The organism is Curtobacterium citri, assembly GCF_030362955.1.
In the GTDB taxonomy this organism is placed as follows: domain Bacteria; phylum Actinomycetota; class Actinomycetes; order Actinomycetales; family Microbacteriaceae; genus Curtobacterium; species Curtobacterium citri.
The window spans coordinates 297,065-318,806 of record NZ_JAUCML010000005.1 but is presented as its reverse complement, the minus strand read 5'-3'; the positions used below and the strand labels follow the sequence as shown (position 1 = coordinate 318,806).

The 21,742-nt window shown below is 72.6% G+C and carries 17 protein-coding genes; 13 read left to right on the top strand and 4 right to left on the bottom strand.

Features of this window, described 5'->3' with window-relative positions; genetic code table 11:
- Positions 1-311 precede the first annotated feature (311 nt).
- From rpsB to QUG92_RS10230, 9 genes are all read left to right on the top strand, one after another.
- Positions 312-1,214 (top strand): 30S ribosomal protein S2, encoded by a 903-nt coding sequence (gene rpsB / locus QUG92_RS10270; RefSeq protein ID WP_069710682.1) that lies wholly within the window; start codon positions 312-314, stop codon positions 1,212-1,214.
- Positions 1,215-1,293: 79 nt separating this feature from the next.
- Positions 1,294-2,121, top strand: coding sequence for a translation elongation factor Ts (tsf, locus tag QUG92_RS10265; protein ID WP_069710683.1), 828 nt, complete (start codon positions 1,294-1,296; stop codon positions 2,119-2,121).
- Positions 2,122-2,276: 155 nt separating this feature from the next.
- Positions 2,277-2,996: a UMP kinase gene (gene pyrH, locus QUG92_RS10260; RefSeq protein ID WP_058742043.1), complete on the top strand. Its 720-nt coding sequence runs from the start codon at positions 2,277-2,279 to the stop codon at positions 2,994-2,996.
- 45 nt (positions 2,997-3,041) lie between these two features.
- Positions 3,042-3,596: a ribosome recycling factor gene (gene frr, locus QUG92_RS10255; protein ID WP_069710684.1), complete on the top strand. Its 555-nt coding sequence runs from the start codon at positions 3,042-3,044 to the stop codon at positions 3,594-3,596.
- Positions 3,596-4,606 carry a phosphatidate cytidylyltransferase gene (locus QUG92_RS10250; RefSeq protein ID WP_259346262.1) on the top strand — a complete coding sequence of 337 codons (1,011 nt, stop codon included), beginning with the start codon at positions 3,596-3,598 and terminating at the stop codon, positions 4,604-4,606. Before frr ends, QUG92_RS10250 begins: the two co-directional genes overlap by 1 nt.
- A gap of 99 nt (positions 4,607-4,705) precedes the next feature.
- Positions 4,706-5,254, top strand: a complete 549-nt coding sequence (locus tag QUG92_RS10245; RefSeq protein ID WP_069710686.1) for a DivIVA domain-containing protein — start codon at positions 4,706-4,708, stop codon at positions 5,252-5,254.
- Between the two features lie 60 nt (positions 5,255-5,314).
- Positions 5,315-6,334 carry an aggregation-promoting factor C-terminal-like domain-containing protein gene (locus tag QUG92_RS10240; protein ID WP_289458931.1) on the top strand — a complete coding sequence of 340 codons (1,020 nt, stop codon included), beginning with the start codon at positions 5,315-5,317 and terminating at the stop codon, positions 6,332-6,334.
- 13 nt (positions 6,335-6,347) lie between these two features.
- Complete coding sequence (locus tag QUG92_RS10235) at positions 6,348-6,653, top strand: Rv1322 family protein (protein ID WP_069710687.1); 306 nt, start codon at positions 6,348-6,350, stop codon at positions 6,651-6,653.
- Complete coding sequence (locus QUG92_RS10230) at positions 6,650-7,393, top strand: alpha/beta hydrolase (RefSeq protein WP_289458930.1); 744 nt, start codon at positions 6,650-6,652, stop codon at positions 7,391-7,393. The genes QUG92_RS10235 and QUG92_RS10230 overlap by 4 nt, the downstream gene beginning before the upstream one ends.
- A 100-nt stretch (positions 7,394-7,493) precedes the next feature.
- Here the strand turns inward: QUG92_RS10230 and QUG92_RS10225 are convergent, their stop codons facing one another.
- Positions 7,494-9,350: a coiled-coil domain-containing protein gene (locus QUG92_RS10225; RefSeq protein WP_289458929.1), complete on the bottom strand. Its 1,857-nt coding sequence runs from the start codon at positions 9,348-9,350 to the stop codon at positions 7,494-7,496.
- A 184-nt stretch (positions 9,351-9,534) separates the two neighbouring features.
- Between QUG92_RS10225 and QUG92_RS10220 the strand changes: the two genes are divergently transcribed.
- Complete coding sequence (locus QUG92_RS10220; protein ID WP_182047881.1) at positions 9,535-11,274, top strand: DUF8094 domain-containing protein; 1,740 nt, start codon at positions 9,535-9,537, stop codon at positions 11,272-11,274.
- Entirely contained in the window at positions 11,271-12,278 is a 1,008-nt protein-coding gene (locus QUG92_RS10215) for a tetratricopeptide repeat protein (protein WP_289458928.1), read from the top strand. The genes QUG92_RS10220 and QUG92_RS10215 overlap by 4 nt, the downstream gene beginning before the upstream one ends.
- Before the next feature lie 105 nt (positions 12,279-12,383).
- Here QUG92_RS10215 and glgB read toward each other — a convergent pair whose 3' ends face one another.
- From glgB to QUG92_RS10200, 3 genes are all read right to left on the bottom strand, one after another.
- Entirely contained in the window at positions 12,384-15,098 is a 2,715-nt protein-coding gene (gene glgB / locus QUG92_RS10210; protein WP_289458927.1) for a 1,4-alpha-glucan branching protein GlgB, read from the bottom strand.
- The gene (locus tag QUG92_RS10205) at positions 15,095-17,095 is read right to left on the bottom strand and encodes an alpha-1,4-glucan--maltose-1-phosphate maltosyltransferase (protein ID WP_259346253.1); all 2,001 of its coding nucleotides are present in this window, start codon (positions 17,093-17,095) and stop codon (positions 15,095-15,097) included. Before QUG92_RS10205 ends, glgB begins: the two co-directional genes overlap by 4 nt.
- Positions 17,096-17,222: 127 nt before the next feature.
- The gene (locus QUG92_RS10200) at positions 17,223-19,292 is read right to left on the bottom strand and encodes a glycogen debranching protein (RefSeq protein ID WP_289458926.1); all 2,070 of its coding nucleotides are present in this window, start codon (positions 19,290-19,292) and stop codon (positions 17,223-17,225) included.
- A gap of 61 nt (positions 19,293-19,353) precedes the next feature.
- Here QUG92_RS10200 and QUG92_RS10195 point away from each other — a divergent pair, with 61 nt between their 5' ends.
- Both QUG92_RS10195 and prfB read left to right on the top strand, forming a co-directional pair.
- Positions 19,354-20,517 carry a cysteine desulfurase family protein gene (locus tag QUG92_RS10195; protein ID WP_289458925.1) on the top strand — a complete coding sequence of 388 codons (1,164 nt, stop codon included), beginning with the start codon at positions 19,354-19,356 and terminating at the stop codon, positions 20,515-20,517.
- 96 nt (positions 20,518-20,613) lie between these two features.
- The gene (prfB, locus tag QUG92_RS10190) at positions 20,614-21,723 is read left to right on the top strand and encodes a peptide chain release factor 2 (RefSeq protein WP_069710694.1); all 1,110 of its coding nucleotides are present in this window, start codon (positions 20,614-20,616) and stop codon (positions 21,721-21,723) included.
- Positions 21,724-21,742 lie beyond the last annotated feature (19 nt).

The window sequence follows — 21,742 nt, the reverse complement described above, 5'->3', positions numbered from 1 at the left end:
GGGCAACCCCGGGGGGGGGCGCGCCGGCCGCCGCGCGGGGGGGGGGGGGGCGCCCCCCCCCCTGCGGGGGGGGGGGGGGGGGGCCGCCCCCCCCCCCCGCCTCCCGTCTGTTAGCATTGCCACCGCAGCGCGCTCCAGCGCGCTGACTTCGCGCGTCCACTCGCGTTCCCACCGGCCACCGGTCCTGCTCCCACGAGCGGGCGGCCGTGCGGACAGGACGCCAGGGGTCACGACCACCGGGTCGCGACCGACACAACCGCAACCGTGCGCACGGCCCGACAGCTGTGCGCCGAGAAACGAGGAGGCACGGCATGGCCGTCGTCACCATCCGCCAGCTGCTCGACAGCGGCGTCCACTTCGGACACCAGACCCGTCGGTGGAACCCGAAGGTGAAGCGCTTCATCCTGGCCGAGCGCTCGGGCATCCACATCATCGACCTGCAGCAGTCGCTGGCCTACATCGACCGCGCGTACGACTTCGTCAAGGAGACGGTCGCGCACGGTGGCACGATCCTCTTCGTGGGCACCAAGAAGCAGGCGCAGGGCTCCATCGCCGAGCAGGCGACCCGCGTCGGCCAGCCGTACGTCAACCAGCGTTGGCTCGGCGGTCTGCTCACGAACTTCCAGACGGTCTCCAAGCGCCTCGCGCGCATGAAGGAGCTCGAGGAGATCGACTTCGACGACACGACGAAGGGCTTCACCAAGAAGGAGCTCCTCATCAAGAAGCGCGAGCTGGACAAGCTCCACAAGACCCTCGGTGGTATCCGCAACCTCACACGGACCCCGAGCGCGCTCTGGATCGTCGACACGAAGAAGGAGCACCTCGCCGTCGACGAGGCGCAGAAGCTCGGGATCCCGGTCATCGGCATCCTCGACACCAACTGCGACCCCGACGAGATCACCTACCCGATCCCGGGCAACGACGACGCCATCCGCTCCGTCGGCCTCCTCACCCGCATCGTCGCCGACGCGGCGGCCGAGGGCCTGAAGACCCGCCACAACGGTGGCGACGAGGAAGAGGCCGAGCCGCTGGCCGAGTGGGAGCAGGAGCTCCTCGCCGGCCAGACGCAGGGCGAGGGCGCGACGGTCCAGGAGAACGACGCCGACGCGCAGGTCGCCGACAAGGAGATCGGCGAGCCGATCGCCGACGCCGACAAGAACGCGGAGCCGACGGCCGAAGCCGCCGCCGCCGCAGAGGCCACCCCGGCCGAGTGACCACCGGGGGCGCCGAGCCGCACGGCTCGGCGCCCCTTCCTTCTCTCGAACACACACAGTCCAGAAAGGACTCCAGTCAATGGCCAACTACAGCCTTGCTGACGTGAAGAAGCTCCGTGAGGACCTCGGGGCCGGCATGATGGACGCCAAGAACGCCCTCGTCGAGGCCGACGGCGACTACGACAAGGCCGTCGAGCTCCTCCGCATCAAGGGCGCGAAGGCCGTCGCCAAGCGCGACGACCGTGCGACCTCCGAGGGTGTCGTCGTCGCGTCGACCGAGGGCGGCGCCACGACCGTCGTCGAGCTCGCCAGCGAGACCGACTTCGTCGCGAAGAACGAGAAGTTCACCACCCTCGCCGACAAGGTCGTCGCCGCGGTCGCCGCCGCCGGTGCGTCCGACGTCGAGGCCGGCAACGCCGCGCCGCTCGACGGCAAGACGGTCGCCGAGGTCATCGACGAGGCCGCCGCCGCGCTCGGCGAGAAGCTCGCGCTCCGCACGGTCACCCGTGTCGAGGGCGACGCCTTCGAGGTCTACCTGCACAAGACCAGCCAGGACCTGCCGCCGCAGATCGCCGTCGTCATCGCCTACTCGGGCTCCGACGCCGCCGAGGCGCGCTCCATCGCGCAGCACGTCGCGTTCGCCAACCCGACGTACCTCACGCGCGACGAGATCCCGGCCGAGGCGATCGAGAAGGAGCGCGCGACCGTCGAGGCGATCACGCGCGAGGAGGGCAAGCCGGAGGCCGCCCTCCCGAAGATCGTCGAGGGTCGCCTCAACGCCTACCGCAAGCAGGTCGCGCTCCTCGAGCAGGACTACGCGAAGGACAACAAGCTGTCCGTCGCGAAGGCCGCCGAGAACGCCGGCATCACGATCCAGGGCTTCGCCCGCGTCAAGGTCGGCGCGTAAAGAACCCGTGACGGGGCTCGGAACCACATCGGTTCCGGGCCCCGTTTTCTGCGCGCTGCGACACGCGCGGACCCAGCCGGGAGGCACGACCTCCTCTGCCGGACCGGCTGCGGCCGGGTAGATTCCCACGAGACATTCGACGAAGGGTGCGCCACATGACGAACGAGAAGACCGGACGCCGCCGGGTCCTGCTGAAGCTGTCGGGGGAGGCGTTCGGAGCCGGGTCCCTCGGGGTGAACCCGGACGTCATCAGCACCATCGCCAAGGAGATCGCCGCGGCCGCGCAGGACGTCGAGGTCGCGATCGTGGTCGGCGGGGGCAACTTCTTCCGTGGCGCCGAGCTGTCGCAGCGCGGCATGGACCGCGGTCGTGCCGACTACATGGGCATGCTCGGCACCGTGATGAACGCGCTCGCGCTCCAGGACTTCCTCGAGCAGGCCGGTGCCGCCACGCGCGTGCAGTCAGCGATCAGCATGACCCAGGTCGCGGAGCCGTACATCCCGCGTCGCGCCGAGCGCCACCTGGAGAAGGGCCGCATCGTCATCTTCGGTGCCGGCGCGGGCCTGCCCTACTTCTCGACCGACACCGTCGCGGCGCAGCGTGCGCTCGAGATCGACGCGCACGAGGTCCTCGTCGCGAAGAACGGCGTCGACGGCGTGTACACGGCCGACCCGAAGAAGGACGCCACCGCCGAGAAGCTCCACCACGTGACCTACCAGGACGCGCTGCTGCAGGGCCTCAAGGTCGTCGACGCGACGGCGTTCTCGCTCTGCATGGACAACGGCATGCCGATGCACGTCTTCGGCATGGAGGGCGAGGGCAACGTGGCCGCCGCCATCCGTGGGGAGCGCATCGGCACGGTCGTCAGCAACTGACCCGCACGCTGACTAGACTCGACGCAGTACCGAAGGAGAACCACCGTGATCAGTGATGTCCTGACCGAAGCCACCGAGAAGATGGCGAAGGCCGTCGACGTCGCCAAGGACGACTTCGCGACCGTCCGTACCGGACGCATCAACGCCGCCCTCTTCCAGAAGATCCCGGTCGACTACTACGGCACGCCGACGCCGCTCGCGCAGCTCGCGTCGCTCCAGACGCCCGAGGCACGCACGCTCATCGTCACGCCGTACGACAAGTCGGCCCTCAAGGAGATCGAGCGCGCGATCGCGACGTTCCCGAACCTCGGCGCCAGCCCGTCGAACGACGGCGAGATCGTCCGAGTGACGATCCCGGAGCTCACGCAGGACCGCCGCAAGGAGTTCGTGAAGCTCGTGCGCGGCAAGGGCGAGGACCACAAGGTCGTCATCCGCAACATCCGCCGCAAGGCCAAGGACGACCTCGACGCGCTGAAGGGCGAGATCTCGGACGACGAGATCAGCCGTGGCGACAAGGACCTCGAGAGCCTGACGAAGAAGCACGTCGACCAGATCGACGACGCGCTGAAGAAGAAGGAAGCCGAACTCCTCGAGGTCTGATGCGTCTCCCCGAGCCGGGCGGTGACCGCCCCACCCCACCGCGCCCGTCAGCGTCCGAGTCGACCGCGAAGAAGGGGCTCCGCCAGGACTTCGACGCCCGTGCCCGTGCGGCACGCGCCGACTTCGAGGCGCAGCTCCGGCAGCGGAAGGCCGACCTCGGTGCGCGCAACGAGGCCCTGACGGCGCGGACCGGCCGGAACCTGCCCGCGGCGATCGGGATCGCCCTGGCGTTCGCGGTCGTCATGCTGGGGTCGCTCCTACTGTGGACGCCGTCGTTCATGGTCGTCGCCGCGTTCCTGCTCGGCGTGGCCGTCTACGAGCTCACGAGCGCCATGCGCTTCGCGGGTCGAGACGTCCCGCGCATCCCGAGCGTCGCGGTGAGCGTCGCGATCGTGCCCGCCGCCTTCCTGGGCGGGCAGGTCGCGGCGCTGTTCACGCTGCTCGGCGGCATCGTCCTCGTGTCGCTCTGGCGACTGGTCGAGGTGGCCGTCGCCCGCGAGAAGCCACCGGCAGGGCACGTCGTCCGCGACCTGACGAACGGCCTGTTCGCCCAGGCGTACGTGAGCCTGCTCGGTGCCTGCGTGGTGCTGCTGTCGGCGCAGCCGAGCGGCCCGCTCTGGGTGATCGCGTTCATCCTCGTGGTCGTGGCGGTCGACACCGGTGCCTACGCGACGGGGCTGAACCTCGGCAAGCACCCCATGGCGCCGCGGATCAGCCCGAAGAAGACGTGGGAGGGCTTCGCCGGCTCGGTCGCGGCGAGCATCCTCGTCGGCATCCTCGTCACCTGGCTCATGCTCGGCCTGCCCTGGTGGACCGGCGTCGTCCTCGGCGTGCTGATCTCGGGCTCCGCGACGCTCGGCGACCTGACCGAGTCGATGATCAAGCGCGACCTCGGGATCAAGGACATCTCGTCGTTCCTGCCCGGTCACGGCGGGTTGCTCGACCGGATCGACAGCATCCTGCCGTCGGCGGCCGTCGGCTACGTGATGTACCTCGTCATCGTCCACTGAATCATCCACTGACGGATCCCTCGAGCGCCCCTCCGCAGCCTGTGCGGCGAGTTCGCGCGTCCAGGTGGCGCCAGGCTCCGGTGCTGGCAGAATGTCGCCGTGGCCACCACCTTCCCCACCGCAGACCGCCGAGCACTCGGGTACGACGTCGACGAGGTCGACCGGTTCCTCGAGGACGCCCGCCGTGCGTACACCGCGGCGGACACGGCGCCCGGCATCGAGGCCGCGAAGATCCGCGCCACGGCCTTCTCGATGCGCAAGGGCGGGTACTCCACGGCGCACGTCGACGCCGCGCTCGAACGGCTCGAGGACGCCTTCGCCGCCCGGGAGCGTGAGCGCGAGGTCGCGGAGGTCGGGCAGAAGGCCTGGTACGCCGAGGCCCGCGGCAAGGCCTCGGACGTCGTCGCGCGCCTCGAGCGCCCCACCGGGCAGCGCTTCGCCCGGACGAGCTTCCTCGGCACCGGGTACCACCCGAAGGACGTGGACGCGTTCGCCGAGCGACTGGCCGGCTACTTCCGCGACGGCAAGCCGCTGAGCCTGACCGAGGTCCGGTCGGTCGTCTTCCGGCCGAAGCACGGCGGCTACCGCGAAGCGCAGGTCGACGCGCTGCTCGACGCGGTCGTCGAGGTCATGCTCGCGGTCCGCTGACGACGCGCGGGGGACCGGTGCTTCCCTCCCCGTGACCGTTCCGTTATCCTGGACGGACTCATGGGCAGGCACACGGCAGATCTCAGCTCCGACCGCGGTACCCGCGAGCACCTCGACCGTCCGGTCGTCGGTGAGCGCCGCGCGGCACGTGACCGACTCCGCACGTCGGAGCACGCGGTCCTCCACGCGACTCCGCAGGTCGAGACGGCGACGCTGCCGTCCGCCCCGCTGAGCGCGCCCGCGACCACCCGTTCCACCGCGGGGTCGCCGGCGACCGGGCCGGTGCCGACCGGCGCGGTCCTCTCGCGTCCGGCTCCCGCCGACACCGCCCGCGGTCCGCTCGGCGTCCGCGCCGTCAAGCAGGGTCGTGCAGTCGAGCAGGGCCGCGCCGTCGTGCCGGTCGAGCGTGCACCGCGCACCGTCAACTCGGTCATCCGCGGCCGGGGCACCATCCCCGTGCTGTCCTTCGTGGCCGTCTTCGGGTTCGTGGGCGGATCGCTCTTCAACCCGATGCAGCCCGACGTCGCGCAGGCGGCGGTCACCGCTCCGGTGCTGGTCAAGGCGCCGGTCGAGCCGCAGCAGTACACCGCGCACGGCACGTACGCCGCGTTCGACCTGACCCGCGACGGGTACGGCGTCACCGTCCCGAAGCCGAAGGTCACCGCACCGCCCGCGACCGACGACAGCGCGGACGCGACGGACACCGACGCGGCGAAGGACGGCACGGCGAAGACGGTCGAGCCCTCGAACACCCTCGCGGCAGCGGCGGCGACGCCCGACCCGGGCAGCGCGCAGGCGATCGCCCAGCAGATGGTGGCCGACCGCGGGTGGGGTTCCGACCAGTTCAACTGCCTCGTCTCGCTGTGGAACAAGGAGTCGGGCTGGCGGGTCAACGCCTACAACCCGAGTGGTGCGTACGGCATCCCGCAGTCGCTCCCGGGCAGCAAGATGGCGTCCGCCGGTGCCGACTGGCAGACCAACCCGGCCACGCAGATCACCTGGGGCCTCAACTACATCTCCGGCGTCTACGGCACCCCGTGCGGGGCCTGGGCGCACAGCGTCGCCAACAACTGGTACTGATCGGCGCCCGGGGGTGCCGCGCAGCAACCGACCGCGGCGGCCCCGCGGCGTCGGGCCGGAGTCGGTCGACGAGGAGACCGGGCTCGACCGGCTGATGAGCTCCTGGCGGCGGACAGAGTTCCGTCGTGGGCGCGAGTACACGGTGCAGCCGATCTCGTCGGCGTCCGCGCAGAAGGAGTACGTCTGCCCGGGCTGCGGCGGCACGGTGCTCCCGGGGACCGCGCACGTCGTCGTCTGGCGTGCGGACGGGGTCCTGGGCGACGAGGCCGACCTGGCATCGCGGCGTCACTGGCACAACCACTGCTGGAGCATCGCGTGAGCACCGAAGAGACGCGCACGGAGATCCGGTCCGGCACCGAGCTCCCGGCACGGCGCACGGACGTCGAGCTGGTCACGGACGACCACCTGACGCTCGTGGGGGAGCTGGCCGAGCCGCTCGGACGCCCGGCCCGGGGCACCCTCGTCACCCTGCACCCGCTGCCCACCGCGCAGGGCTTCATGGACTCGCACGTGCTCAAGAAGGCCGCGGCCCGGCTGCCCGCCCTCGCGGACATCGCGGTGCTGCGGTTCAACTTCCGGTCGGTGACCTCGCCCCGCGGGACGTCGGAGGGTGTCTTCGGGGACGGCGTGTCCGAGGGCTTCGACCTCCGCGCCGCAGTGCACGAGACCGTGGCGCGCGGCCTCCCCACGCCGTGGCTGCTCGGCTGGTCGTTCGGGACCGAGGTGGTCCTCAAGCACGCGCTCGAGCACGTCGCGTCCGGCGACGTCGCCGGCGTCGTCCTGCTGTCCCCGCCCCTGCACCGCACGTCGGAGGCGGAACTGGCACGGTGGGCGGACGTCGAGGTCCCCGTCGTCGCCCTCGTGCCGGAGCACGACGACTTCCTGCGGCCGGACGAGGCCGTCGAGCGGTTCGCCGTCGCTCCGAACGTCCGGGTCGTGCCGGTCGCGGGGGCGAAGCACCTGTGGGTGGGGGAGCGGTACGTCCGCATCGTGCTCGACGCGGTCGCGGACCTCGTGGTGCCGGGCAGCGCGCCGCTCCCGACGCACGTCGACGGCTGATCCCGCTTCCGGCCTTCTGATCGGCCCCTCGACGACGCGAGCCGGACGGGAGGCGCTGGTCGCGCCTCCCGTCCGGCTCGCGTCGTGCGGTGGCCCGGTCTCAGCGCCGCGCGCCGTCCTCAGCGCCGGTCGTATGGTCGGGGCCGGTCGCGTCGGCCGGGTCGGCCACTGCCGGACCGTCGAACAGGCCGGTCGCGTGCGTGAGGACGCCGCGCAGGTTCTCGAGGTACCCGGCGACGGCGTCGCGCTCGGTGCGGATCGCCGCGAGACGGTCCTCGGCCTCGGCGACGACGGCTGCGCTGCGCTGCTCGGCCTCGGCGATCATCCGGTGCACCCGCTCCTGCGTCTCGGCGACCAGGGTGCGGGCACGCTCCTGCGCCTGCGCGGTGCTCGATCGCTCGAGGTCGTCGGCCTCCTGCTGGAGCCGCTCGGCGCGCTCCCGGGCCTCGGTGGCGCGGCGGGTCGCCTCGGCGAGCTGCAGGTTCGCCTCGTCGAGGTACTTCTGCGTCTCGGCCACCGTCTCGTGGTGCTTCTGCAGGTACTCCTGCTCGGCGTCGTCGCGTCGGGCGGCGAGTTCCGACTCGAGCGCAGCGGCGGCCTGGTCGCGCTCCCGGGCGATCTCGGCGCGCACCGCGTCGCGGTCCCGCTCGAGGTCGGCGCGCATCGTGTCGATCTCCTGACGGAGGGCGGTGCGCTCGGCCTCGAGGCCGGCGAGCTCGGCGACGCGGCGGTCGGCGATCTCGGTGTCGACCTCCGCGTGCTCGCGCTCACGACGCGCGGCCAGCTCGTCGGCGTGCTCCCGCGCGGCGCGTTCGGCGGCGTCGGCGGCCTCGGCCCGCTCGCGCGCGATGCGGCTGCGGTGCTCCTCGAGCTCGGCCGCGATGCGCTCGGCGGTCTCCTGCACGAGCCGCTCGTTCTCGATCCGGGTCTGCTCCTCGTCGACCCGCAGCTGGGCACGGGCGGCCTGTAGCTCCTGGTCGAGTGCCGTGCGGGCCTCGGCGACCTCGCGCTCCCACCCGGCGCGAGCGGCGGCGAGCTCCTCGTCGAGGGCACGGCGGCGGTCCCCGACCTCGGCGTCGAGCTCGCTGCGGCGGCGTGCTGCCTCGGCGTCGAGCTCGGCGCGCTCGGTCTCGAGCGTGAGGGCGTGTGCGCGCTGCTGCTCGTCGCGTTCGCGCTGCCACGCCGCCCGACCCTCGGCGACCTCGCGCTCGAGCGCGGCCCGGCGGGTCTCCTCCTCTCGGGCGAGGTCCTCCGTGCGTCGCGTGTGGTCGGCCTCGAACACGCTGCGCCGGTGCTCGGTCTCGCGGTCGAGCTCGGCCGCGGCGGTCCGTGCAGCCTCGGCGGCCTGCTGCGCGTCCTCGCGGAGCTCGGCGGTCTCGCGTGCGACGCGGGCACGGAGGGCGTCGGTCTCGCGGATCGCGACGGAACGGACCTCCGCGGCCTCGGTGACGGCTGCGCCACGGACGGCGGCGGCCTCGTTGCGGGCGTCCTGCGTCAGCAGCCCCGCCTCGGACCGGGCCCGCTCGATGGTGTCCGCCGACTCCGCGCGGGCACGGGTGAGTTCGTCGGTCGCGCGGGAACGGGCGTCCTCGAGGGTCTCGGAGGCCTCCTGCCGGGCCTCGCGCAGCAGCCGCTCGGCCTCGTTGCGGCTGGAGGCGCGGAGTCGCTGGGCGTCGATGTCGGCCTGGCTGATCAGGCGGGTGGACTGTTCCTCAGCGACCCGGAGCGTGGACTCCAGGCGCGTCCCGAGTCCGCTGTACGTGGGCGTGCCGGCCTCGTCGAGCTCGCTCTGCAGGTCGGCGACGCGGGCCTGCAGGAGACGGATCTCCTTGGCGGCCTCGGCGCGGTCGGTGTTCGACTTGATGAGCTCGCGACGGAGTTCGTTCAGGGAGCGATCGACGTCGTCGCGGCGGTACCCGCGCAGCTCGGTCCCGAACTCGGCCTCGTCGTTCGCCACGTGTTGCTCCTCGGGGTCGGCGGAGGGCCAGCACCTGGCCCGGGCACGATCCTAGCGGCGGCCCTCCGACCGGGACTGAGACCGCGGCCAGCGGTGGGGGATGCGACGTCCAGGGTCGCTCGCTATCCTGGAGCGCTGATTCGCGCGCCGATCCCCCCACCCCGGCGCGGTAGGGAGAAGATCCGTGCGATTCGTCCTGGCGATCGTCAGTTTCGTCATCGGTCTGCTGCTCGTCGCGCTCGCGGTCGGGCAACGCACCGTGTTCGCCCCGCCGTCGTCCCTGGTGGCGCAGTCGTCGAGCTCGGCGTCCGCGCCGGTCACCGTCATCCCCGGGTCGACGCTCACCGCGAACCCGGGCTACCAGCGCATCAACGTCTCCGGCTCCGGCAAGGTCTTCGCCGCCTACGGGCGCACGAGCGACGTGCAGGCCTGGGTCGGCGACGCGAAGCACACCACGCTGCGCTTCGACGCCGAGCAGGACCGCCTGGTCGGCAGGACGACCGGGAGCGGCGACTCGGTGCCCGACCCCTCCGGCAGCGACCTCTGGTACCAGGAGTGGGACGGGGCGGGTCAGTTCACCGTGCGCCTGCCCGCCGACGTGTCGATGGTCGTGCTGAGCGACGGCTCGGCGGCCGCCCCCACGGACGTCTCCGTGACCTGGCCGCGCGACACCGCGACGCCCTCGGTCGGACCGCTGCTCGTGGCGGGCGGGCTCTTCCTGGCCGGCGGCATCGCGCTGCTCGTCTGGGCGTTCCTCCACCAGCGCCGCGGCCGGGGTCCCCGTCGCCGCAGCGGTGGCTCACGTCCGCCGCGCGTGCGGGCATCGCGTCGTGCCGCAGCGGCCGGCGCCCAGGTGCCGGCCCGTGCACGTCGGGGACGCCGACCGTTCGTCGTCGTGCCGATCCTGGTCGTCGGCGCGCTCGGCCTCGCCGGATGCTCGTCCGACTACTGGCCGCAGGGCGGCGGTGCGGCCGCGACGCCGACCCCGACCGCCTCGGCCACCGGCGCCGCCGAGGACACGACCCCGACGGCGGCCACCTCGCAGCAGATCCGCCGGATCGTGCAGCGAGTCGCCGAGGTCGCGTCGAAGGCCGACGGCGACCGTGACGCCTCGCTCCTCGAGTCGCGCTTCACCGGCGCCGCGCTCGAGCTCCGGAAGGCGAACTACGCCATCCGCGCGAAGGACGCCGACGTGGACGCCCCGCCGGCGATCTCCGCCGAGCAGGTCTGCGTCGCGCTCCCGCAGCAGACCGACAGCTGGCCGCGCACGGTGTTCACGGTCGTGGCCGAGGACTGCGGTGCGAAGACCGCTCCGCAGGCCCTGACGCTCGTGCAGGAGAGCGCGCGGGACGACTACAAGGTCGCCTACGACGTGTCGCTCGAGGCCGCGGCGGAGATCCCGAGCCTGGCACCGACGTCGCTCGGCGCCGCGCAGCTCGCCGGGGACACGAAGCTCCTGCGCATCGCGCCCGACGACATCGCGGCAGCGTACGGCGACGTCCTGTCGAAGGACGCCGACAGCGAGTCCGCCTCGCTCTTCGCGTCCGACGGCGACGGCCTCCGGTCGACCATCGGCAAGGCGTACAAGGACAAGAAGGCCGACTCGTTGCCGGACACCGCGAAGATCGAGTACTCGTCGGAGGTCCCCGACGACAGCGCGATCGCCATCGCGACCGACGGGGCCGGCGCGCTCGTGTCCGCCGACCTCGACGAGATCGAGAAGGTCACCCCGACGGCGAAGGGCGCCGAGGTCAACACCGAGGGTGCCGTGAAGGCGCTCTCCGGCGTCGACTCCAGCACGAAGGGGGTCAGCGCCACGTACAGCGTGCAGCTGCTCTTCTCCGTGCCGCCGGTGGGCAGTGATGAGAAGGTGGTCCTGCTCGGGTTCACGCAGGGCCTGACCGCAGCGAGTGAGGTGCAATGACCAACGTCCCCCCGACCCCGTCCGGTCTCCGCGGAGCCGTCGACCTGTCATCCCTCGTCGACCGCGCACAGCGGCCGGCGCAGCCCGGACCGGCGTCGACGGCGGGCGGCCAGCCCGGGATCGCCCCGACCGGGGCAGCCCCGGCGGGTGCCCCCGCAGCCGGTGACCTGACCGTCCCGTCGCTCGTGCTCGACGTCACCGACCAGACCTTCCAGGACGTGCTCCAGCTGTCCTCGGTCGTGCCGGTGATCGTCGACATCTGGGCCGAGTGGTGCGGCCCCTGCAAGCAGCTGTCGCCGATCCTCGAGCGGCTCACCGCCGAGTACGACGGCCGCGTGGTGCTCGCCAAGGTCGACGCCGACACGAACCCGCAGCTGGTGCAGGCCTTCCAGGCACAGTCGATCCCGACCGTCGCCGCGGTCATCGGCGGCCGGCCGCTCGGCCTGTTCGTGGGCGCACTGCCCGAGGCCGAGGTGCGCGACGTGTTCGAGCAGGTCGTCGCCGCCGCCGAGCAGAACGGCGTCACGGGCCGCGTGACGGTCGACGGCGCGTCCGCCGCCGAGCCCGCGGGTGAGCCCGAGCCCGAGCCGCTGCCGCCGCACCACCAGGCCGCGTACGACGCGATCGAACGGGGCGACTACGCCGCCGCGGTCCAGGAGTACCGGACCGCGATCGCGCAGGACCCGAACGACCAGATGGCCGTCGCGGGGCTCGCGCAGGTGTCGCTGCTCGCCCGGCTCGACGGCCGGACCGCCGACGAGCTCCGGAGCGCGGCCGCGTCGGCGCCCCAGGACGTCGAGGCCCAGATGGCCGTCGCCGACCTCGACGTCAGCGGCGGGCACGTCGAGGACGCCTTCGGGCGGCTGCTCGACCTCGTGCCGACGGTGTTCGGTGCGGAGCGCGAGGCACTGCGCGTGCGGCTCGTCGAGTACTTCGAGCTGATCGGTGTCGACGACCCCCGGGTCGCCGTCGCGCGGCGACGGTTGGCGAGCGCGCTGTACTGACGCGAGCGGCCGTCGCGCGACGCGACCATGTGACGGACGGGAGGCCCGGTTCCAGCTGGCACCGGGCCTCCCGTCCGTCGTGTGGTGGGTCGGTCCTGTGGGGCGTCAGTCCGTGAGCCGCAGCCAGACCGCGCCGAGCGGCGGCACGACGAGGTGCGCCGAGGCCGGTCGGCCGGCCCACGGCGTCTCCTCGGCGGTGACGGAACCGAGGTTGCCGACACCGGAGCCGCCGTACTCGGTGGCGTCGGTGTTGAGCACCTCGACCCACTCGCCGGCGGTCGGCAGACCGAAGCGCCGCTCGACCGGTACGCCGGAGAAGTTGACGAACACCGCGAGCCGCTCGTCACCGGCCTTCCGCAGGAACCCGATCGTCGAGTGCGGCGCGTCCCCGCCCTCGATCCACTCGAAGCCGTCGGCGGTGGCGTCGTGCGTCCACAGCGCCGGCGTCTCCCGGTAGACCCGGTTGAGCTCGGCGACCAGCCGCTGGACGCCGTTGTGTCCCGGGTCGTCCGCCTGCCACCAGTCCAGCCCGCGCTCCTCGGACCACTCGGCGACCTGCGCGAACTCCTGGCCCATGAAGAGGAGCTGCTTGCCGGGGTGCGCCCACATGAAGGACAGGTACGCGCGGACGTTCGCGAGCTTCTGCCACTCGTCGCCCGGCATCTTGCCGTAGAGGGAGCCCTTGCCGTGTACGACCTCGTCGTGGCTGATCGGCAGGGTGAACTGCTCGCTGAACGCGTAGACGAACGAGAAGGTCAGTTCGTCGTGGTGGTACGCGCGGTACGCCGGGTCGCGCTGCACGTACTCGAGCGAGTCGTGCATCCAGCCCATGTTCCACTTCTGCCCGAAGCCTAGGCCGCCGGCACTCGTCGGCTGGGTGACGCCCGGCCACGACGTGCTCTCCTCGGCGATCATGACGATGCCGGGGTAGCGCTTGTACGCGGTGGCGTTCGTCTCCTGCAGGAAGGAGATCGCCTCGAGGTTCTCGCGACCGCCGTGGATGTTCGGCAGCCACTCGGTGCGCGAGTAGTCGAGGTAGAGGATCGAGGCGACGGCGTCGACACGGAGCCCGTCGATGTGGAACTCCTCCATCCAGTACAGCGCGTTCGCGACGAGGAAGTTCCGCACCTGCGGCTGCCCGAAGTCGAACACGTAGGTGCCCCAGTCGAGCTGCTCGCCGCGTCGGGGGTCCGGGTGCTCGAACAGGGCGTGGCCGTCGAACTTCGCCAGCGCCCACTCGTCCTTGGGGAAGTGCCCGGGGACCCAGTCCATGATCACGCCGATGCCGGCGGAGTGCAGCCGGTCGATCAGGTACCGGAGGTCGTCGGGCGAGCCGAACCGGGCCGTCGGCGCGTAGTAGCCCGTGACCTGGTAGCCCCAGGACCCGCCGAAGGGGTGCTCGGACAGCGGCAGGAACTCGACGTGCGTGAAGCCGAGGTACTGCACGTGCCCGATCAGCTGGTCGGCGACCTCGCGGTACGAGAGCCCCGGGCGCCACGAACCGAGGTGCACCTCGTAGACGCTCATCGGCTTGTCGTGCGTGGTCGTCGCCGCGCGCTGTTCCATCCAGGCGCGGTCGCCCTCGGACCACTCGTACCGGGAGTCGGTGATCACCGAGGCGGTGAGCGGCGGGACCTCGGTGCGGCGCGCGAACGGGTCCGCGCGCTCGACCCAGCCGCCGTCGGTGAGGATCTGGAACTTGTACCGTTGCCCCTCGAGGGCACCGGGCCAGAACAGCTCCCAGACGCCGAGGTCGTTCAGGTGTCGCATCGCGGTGGTGCGGCCCTCCCAACCCTCGAAGTCGCCGATGACGCGGACGGCCGTGGCGCGCGGCGCCCAGACCGTGAACGCGACGCCGTCGACGCCGTCGACCGTGCGCACGTGGGCGCCGAGGTGCTGCCAGAGCTGCTCGTCACGGCCCTCGCCGAAGAGGTGCAGGTCGAGCTCGCCGATCGTGGGCGGGAAGCGGTAGGCGTCGTCCGTGGTCCAGGTCGCGTCGTCCGCGTCCGACGCGTCGTCGAGGTCGTAGTCCGCCTCGACGCGGTAGCGCCCGAGCGTGTCGGCCGTGGCACCGGCCCAGAGGCCGTCGCCCTCGGACTCGAGCTCGATGTCGTCGCCGTCCAGGCGGACCAGGCGCACCGCGGTGGCGAGGTGTCGGACCACGCGCACGCTGGTGCCGCCGTCGACGGGGTGCGGGCCGAGGACGTCGTGCGGCTGGGACCAGCGGCCCTCGGCGACCTGTCGGCGGAGCCACTCCTCGACCGGGGCCGGACGGGGCGCGCCGGCCGGGACCGGTGCGGCGCCGGCAGCGGGGGCCGAATCCGCGGGAGCCGCGGCCGGCGCGTCGGGCGCGCCCTCGACCAGTTCGGCAGCCGTCGGGACGACGTGGCGGCCGCCCTCGGACAGCGGCGCGTCGGCACCGTCGTCGGCGGACGTCTGTGCACTGGGGGACGGGGTCGGGGTGGCGTCGGGGGTCGTCGCCACGTGGGCACCGGTGCCGGTCCCGCTCGTCGGAGCCCCGCCCGACTCCGGGCGCTCCCCACCGGCGAGGGTGGCCGACTCCTCGACCCCGCGGTCCGGGGTCTCCGGAGCGGCCGGAGCGGCGCCGGGCAGGTCCTCGCCCGGCGCGGAGGCCCGCGGTTCGTACCGCGGACCCGTCTCGTCGTTCGCGGGCACCGCACCGGGCGCCCGCACCCGGGTGACGGGCGGCGGGGGCGGCGGCACCGGCGGGACGCTCGGTCCCTGTCCGCGGGCGGGGGTGGCGGGGTTCGGTCGGTCGGAGCCCATCGGCGGGTTCCCCTTCGGGTCGCGGTCGGTCATCGGTGGGGTCCCTCCACGACGAGCAGGTGCACGGGTTCCTGGAACGCGTCGAGCCGGACGTAGTTCGACGAACCCCAGACCCAGCGCTCGCCGGTCACGACGTCGCGGACGTCGAAGGCCTGCTCCGTCGGCAGCCCGAGGGCGGCGAGGTCGAGGTGGACCGTGGTCTCGCGTGCCGAGTGCGGGTCGACGTTCGCCACGACGATGACGGTGTCGTCACGGCCGGAGCGGGTGAAGGCGCCCGGCAGGTGCTTCGAGTAGACGACGATCGCCGGGTCCTCGGCGTGGTGGACGTGGAGGTTCCGCAGCTGGCGGAGCGCGGGGTGCGCCTGCCGGAAGCGGTTGAGCATCGTGACGTAGGGCGCGAGGCTCGCGCCCTCGGCCTCGGCCAGCGCGAAGTCGCGGGGCTTGTACTCGTACTTCTCGTTGTCGATGTTCTCCTCGGAGCCCGGTCGGGCGACGTCCTCGAAGAGCTCGTAGCCGGCGTACATGCCCCACGTCGGGGCGCCGGTCGCGGCGAGCGCGGCGCGCACCTTGTAGCCGGCGCGGCCGCCGAACTGCAGGTACTCGGTGAGGATGTCCGGGGTGTTCACGAACAGGTTCGGGCGGAGGTAGGCGCTCGTCTCGTGGCTGAGCTCGGAGAAGTACTCCTCGATCTCCTCCTTCGTGTTCCGCCACGTGAAGTACGTGTAGGACTGCTGGAACCCGGCCTCGGCGAGCGCCCGCATCATCGCCGGACGGGTGAACGCCTCGGCCAGGAACACCGTGTCCGGGTGCTCGTCGCGGACCTCGCGGATGACCCGCTCCCAGAACCAGAGCGGCTTCGTGTGCGGGTTGTCGACGCGGAAGATGCGGATCCCGAACGCGATCCAGTGGCGCAGGACCCGGTGGACCTCGGCGACGATGCCGTCGGGGTCGGAGTCGAACTGGATCGGGTAGATGTCCTGGTACCGCTTGGGCGGGTTCTCGGCGGTCGCGATCGACCCGTCGGCGCGCACCGTGAACCACTCCGGGTGCTGCTGCACCCACGGGTGGTCCGGGGAGCACTGGAGGGCGAAGTCGAGCGCGACCTCCATCCCGGTGTTCTTCGCCGTCTCGACGAACTCGCGGAAGTCCTCCTCGGTCCCGAGGTCCGGGTGGATGGCGTCGTGACCGCCCTCAGGTGCACCGATCGCCCAGGGGCTGCCGGGGTCGTCCGGTCCCGGGGTCAGGGTGTTGTTCGGCCCCTTGCGGGCCGTCGTGCCGATCGGGTGGATCGGCGGCAGGTAGACCACGTCGAAGCCCATGCGTGCCACGGCCGGCAGGCGACGGGCGGCGGTGCGGAAGTCCCCGCTCTTCCAGGTCCCGTCGGCGTTCTTCTTCGCGCCCTCGCTGCGGGGGAAGAACTCGTACCAGGCGCCGACGCCGGCGCGCTGGCGCTCGACGTCGAGCAGCTGCACGGGGGAGTGGGTGCGGAGGGAGGTGAGCGGGGAGTCCTCGACCTCACCGGTGATGCGCGGGTCGTCGACGGCAGCCAGACGGTCCGCGGGCTCGAGCGCGGTGTCCCGGAGCCGTTCGGCCGCCCGGACGGCGGCGGTGGAGTCGGTCTCCTCGGCGAGACGGTCGAGCAGGACGGCCCCGTCGAGGAGCGTCGCCTCGGTGTCGACGCCGGCAGCGATCTTGAGTCGCGCGGCGTGCAGCCAGGTCGCCCAGTCGTCGGAGAAGGACTCGACGTGCCAGGTCCAGACGCCGACGTGGTCGACCTGCACGGTCGCCTCGTACCGGTCGGTGCCGGGCGCGCCGAGGAGCATCGGCACCGTGCGGGTACCGCCGTCGGGGCGTTCGAGCACGAGGTCGGCGCCGATGATCCCGTGGCCCTCGCGGAAGACGGTCGCGCCGAACGTGATCACCTCGCCGTCGAACGCCTTGCCCGGGAACCCGTTCGGGGTCGTCGGAGCGAGCTGGGTGATCGGGATGCGTCCGATCTTCGGTCGGCGGGGTCGGTCTGCGGTGGCCACGGAGCCGACGCTACCCGGCTGGCGGGTCCACGTTCCCCGGATCGCGTCCGCGGTGCGCGGTCGGGCGCGCCGGGGAGCCCGTGCGGGGGAGACGAGCACGGCGTGAGACGTCTGCGCGGTGAGCGCCCTACGCGACCTCGAACAGGTGGATGCCCGGCCCGTACGCGGTGAAGACCTGTCCGCCCGGCCGGAGCCGCTCGTGGTCGCGGTGCTTCTCGCTCGACCACGCCAGCCGGTACCCGCTCACGTCCTCACGCGCCGGCAGGGTGAGGTCGCGCGTCCGGCCGCTGCCGTGCACGACGACGAGCACCCGGTCGACGGGCCCGTGCGCCCCGTCCGGTGCCGGTGCCGGTGTGGACTCGGCGAAGTACTGGACGACGCGGTGGATCGGCTGGTCCCACCCGGCGGTCGTCATCGGCTGCCCGTCCGGCCCGTACCAGGACATCCGCGTCGCGCCGGGGGTCTCCTGCCCCTCGACGCCGAAGCGCGTGGGCCGGAGTGCGGGGTGCGCGGCGCGGAGCCCGGTGAGTGCGGCGACCGCCTCGGTCATCGCCTCCGCGTCCTCGTCGTCCGTCCAGTCGACGGGCGTCAGGTCCTCGGAGACGACGTAGGCGTTGTTGTTGCCGTGCTGCGTGCGACTCCGCTCGTCGCCGGCGGTGAGCATCGGCACGCCCGCCGAGAGCAGGAGCGTCCCGACCAGGTTCCGCATCGACCGTCCCCGGGCCGCGCGGACCCCGCGGTCGGCGGTGTCCCCCTCGATCCCGTGGTTGAACGACCGGTTGTCGTCGGACCCGTCCCGGCCGTCCTCGCCGTTCGCGGCGTTGTGCTTGCGGTCGTGCGAGACGAGGTCGAGCAGGGTGAAGCCGTCGTGGGCGGTGACGAAGTTGATGCTCGCGAGCGGGCCGCGCTCCTGCCCGAACGTGCTGCGCGAACCGGTCATCGCGTCGGCGAGCCGACCGATGCCCGCGTGGGGCGTGCCGTTCCGGCGCTCCTCGGCGATGTCGGTCAGCCAGAACTGCCGCACGGTGTCCCGGAAGCCGTCGTTCCACTCGCTCGTGCCGACGCCGAAGGCGCCCGTCCGCCACCCGTCCGGTCCGACGTCCCACGGCTCGGCGACGACGAGCACGTCCTGCAGGTCCGGGTGCTGCCGGATCCGCTCGAGCAGCGGGTGCGCGGGGTCGAAGACGTGCCGGCCGTCGCGGGCGAGCGAGGCCATGAGGTCGAAGCGGAAGCCGTCGACCTGCACCTCGCGCGCCCAGTAGCGCAGGCTCTCGACGACGAGGTCCGCGGTCGCCTTCACCGAGGTGTCGAGGGTGTTCCCGCAGCCGGTCGTGTCGTAGTAGGCGGCGTCGTCCTCGGTCCAGCGGTACCGGTTCGCGCCGTCGATGCCGCGCAGCGAGGTCGTCGGACCGCCGGGGCCCTCCTCCGCGGTGTGGTTGTAGACGACGTCGAGCAGCACCTGGATGCCCGCCTCGTGCAGGAGCCGCACCATCCCCTTGAACTCGCGGAGGACCGCCGTCGCGCCGGCGGCACGGGCATCGGCGGAGGCGTACGCCGCGTGCGGTGCGAAGAAGCCGAGCGTGTTGTAGCCCCACGCGTTCTCGCGCCCGGCCGCCCGGAGCCACGCCTCGGTGTCGAACGCCTGCACCGGCAGGAGCTCGAGCGTCGTCACGCCGGTGCGCCGCAGGTGGGCGATCGTGCTCGGGTGCGCGACCCCCGCGTACGTACCGCGGAGGTGCTCGGGGACGTCGGGGTTCGCCGCCGTGAGGGTCCGGACGTTCGCCTCGTACACGACGGCGCGGTCGCGCGGCACGTCGGGCTTGCCGACGTCGCCCCAGTCGAACGACTCGTCGACCACGACGCCCGTCCAGCGCCCGTGGGCATCACCGGGGTCCGCGGGCTCGATCCCGCGTGCTGCCGGGTCGAGCAGCGGACGGGTCGGGTCGAAGTCGTGGCGGGGACCCTCCGGACCGTCGACGAGCAGGTGGTACCGGTCCCCGGGGCGGACGTCCGGGGTGCGGGTCGTCCAGCGGTCGGTGTCCGCCTCGCGCTCGAGGCGGTGCTCGGTCGTCCGGCCGTCGTCGGCGGAACGGACCACGAGGGCCACCGCGGTCGCGGTCGCCGAGCGCACCGTGAACCGGGGGTCGCCGTCGCCGAGGCGGAAGCCGGGGGTCTCGTCGGTCGCGGTGCTGGGCATGACGACCAGGGTACGAGGAGCCGCGGCTATCCTGGGAACGCACGACCACGGAGGTGCAGTCATGTCGGTCTACCTCGACCACGCCGCGACGACGCCGATCCGACCCGAGGCGCTCGCCGCCTTCACGGAGGCGCTGGCAACCGTGGGCAACCCGTCGTCGATCCACAGCGCCGGTCAGCGCGCGAAGATGCTCCTCGAGGACGGTCGCGCCGCGGTCGCACGCTCGCTCGACGCCGAACCGGTGGAGGTCGTGTTCACCTCGGGCGGCACCGAGAGCATCAACCTCGCCGTCAAGGGCCTGTTCTGGGCGCGACAGCAGGACCGGCCCCGCCCGCGCATCGTCGTCCCCGCGGGGGAGCACCACGCGACGGTCGACACGGTGGAGTGGCTCGCGCGCCACGAGGGCGCGGTCGTCGACGTGGTCCCGCTGGACGCGCAGGGTCGCGTGGACCTCGCCGGTCTGGAGGCACGGCTCGCCGACGCCTCGGACGTCGCCCTGGTCACGTTCCTCTGGGCCAACAACGAGGTCGGCACCCTCCAGCCGGTCACCCGGATCGTCGAGCTCGCGCACGCCGCCGGCGTGCCCGTGCACAGCGATGCCGTCGCCGCCTACGGGCAGGTCCCGGTGTCCTTCGCCGGGTCCGGTCTCGACGCCCTGAGCGTGTCCGCGCACAAGATCGGCGGGCCGGTCGGCATCGGCGCGCTCGTGCTCGGTCGACGGGCGACGGTGGAACCGCTCATCCACGGCGGCGGACAGCAGCGCCAGGTCCGCAGCGGCACGCAGGACGCGCCGGCCGCGGCGGCCTTCGGGGTCGCGGCGGGCGCGGGGCTCCACGACGGCTCGGCGCTGCGCGACCGCCTGGTCGCGGGCGTGGCCCGGGCCGTGCCGTCCGCGGTGCTCATGGGAGACCCGGTCGACCGGCTGCCCGGCAACGCGCACTTCACCTTCCCCGGGTGCGAGGGCGACTCGCTGCTCTTCCTGCTCGACGCGGCGGGGGTCGCCGTGTCGACGGGGTCGGCGTGCCAGGCCGGCGTCCCCGAGGCGTCCCACGTCCTCCTCGCGATGGGGCTGTCCGAGGAGGATGCCCGCGGGGCGCTCCGGATCACGCTCGGCCACACGACGACCGAGGGCGACGTCGACGCGTTCCTCGCGGCGCTGCCGGACGCGGTCGCCCGCGCGGGCCGCGCCGGGATGGCGTCCAGGGCCCCGCTGCTCGGACGGTGACCGACGGGGCGGGCGCGCACCGTGCCTCCCGTCCGTCGAGCCGCCCGTCGAGCCACGGTCGGCCGCCGCACGGCCACGCCGGTAGGATCGGGGACCATGGTCGAACTTGACTTCACCGAGCAGCTGTCCGCCCTCCGCGAGACCTTCGGCAACATCCGCTCGGTCGTCGACGTCGACCGGCTGCAGCGCGAGATCGCCGAACTCAGCGAGCAGGCGGGCGCCCAGGACCTCTGGGACGACGTCGAGCACGCGCAGGAGGTCACGAGCGCGCTCTCCCACAAGCAGGCCGAGCTCCGCCGCATCACGGACACCGAGCAGCGCATCGACGACCTCGAGGTCCTCGTCGAGATGGCCAACGAGGGCGACGACCAGGAGTCGGCAGACGAGGCCGCGGTCGAGCTCAAGGCCATCCAGAAGACGATGGGCGACCTCGAGGTGCAGACGCTCCTCGACGGCGAGTACGACGACCGTCCGGCGGTCATCACCATCCGCGCGGGCGCCGGTGGCGTCGACGCGGCCGACTTCGCCGAGATGCTGCTGCGCATGTACCTCCGGTACGCCGAGCAGCACGGCTACAAGACGACCGTCATGGACACCTCCTACGCGGAGGAGGCCGGCATCAAGTCGGCGACCTTCGAGGTGGACGCGCCGCACGCCTTCGGCACGCTCTCGGTCGAGGCCGGCACGCACCGCCTCGTCCGCATGTCGCCGTTCGGCGCGGCCGGCAAGCGCCAGACGTCCTTCGCCGCGGTCGAGGTGATCCCGCTCATGCCGGAGACCGCCGTGATCGACATCCCCGAGAACGACATCCGCGTCGACGTCTTCCGGTCGTCCGGCCCCGGCGGCCAGTCGGTCAACACGACCGACTCCGCCGTCCGCCTGACGCACATCCCGACCGGCACCGTCGTCTCGATGCAGAACGAGAAGTCGCAGATCCAGAACCGCGCCGCGGCCATGCGCGTCCTGCAGTCCCGCCTGCTGCTCCTGAAGAAGGAGGAGGAGAACGCGAAGAAGAAGGAGCTCGCCGGCAACATCACGGCGAGCTGGGGCGACCAGATCCGCTCCTACGTCCTCGCGCCGTACCAGATGGTCAAGGACCTGCGCAGCGAGCACGAGGTCAACAACCCGTCGGCCGTGTTCGACGGCGACCTCGACGGCTTCATCAACGCCGGCATCCGCTGGCGCAAGCAGGGCGACGATTCCTGAGCACCCTCGCGGGGCAGGT

Bases quoted from the DNA above. Each gene is read 5' to 3' on its own strand.
- glgB (WP_289458927.1), bottom strand. From the start codon at position 15,098: ATGACCGACCGCGACCCGAAGGGGAACCCGCCGATGGGCTCCGACCGA.
- QUG92_RS10240 (WP_289458931.1), top strand. From the start codon at position 5,315: ATGGGCAGGCACACGGCAGATCTCAGCTCCGACCGCGGTACCCGCGAG.
- rpsB (WP_069710682.1), top strand. From the start codon at position 312: ATGGCCGTCGTCACCATCCGCCAGCTGCTCGACAGCGGCGTCCACTTC.
- QUG92_RS10200 (WP_289458926.1), bottom strand. From the start codon at position 19,292: ATGCCCAGCACCGCGACCGACGAGACCCCCGGCTTCCGCCTCGGCGAC.
- QUG92_RS10195 (WP_289458925.1), top strand. From the start codon at position 19,354: ATGTCGGTCTACCTCGACCACGCCGCGACGACGCCGATCCGACCCGAG.
- pyrH (WP_058742043.1), top strand. From the start codon at position 2,277: ATGACGAACGAGAAGACCGGACGCCGCCGGGTCCTGCTGAAGCTGTCG.
- prfB (WP_069710694.1), top strand. From the start codon at position 20,614: ATGGTCGAACTTGACTTCACCGAGCAGCTGTCCGCCCTCCGCGAGACC.
- QUG92_RS10215 (WP_289458928.1), top strand. From the start codon at position 11,271: ATGACCAACGTCCCCCCGACCCCGTCCGGTCTCCGCGGAGCCGTCGAC.
- tsf (WP_069710683.1), top strand. From the start codon at position 1,294: ATGGCCAACTACAGCCTTGCTGACGTGAAGAAGCTCCGTGAGGACCTC.
- QUG92_RS10250 (WP_259346262.1), top strand. From the start codon at position 3,596: ATGCGTCTCCCCGAGCCGGGCGGTGACCGCCCCACCCCACCGCGCCCG.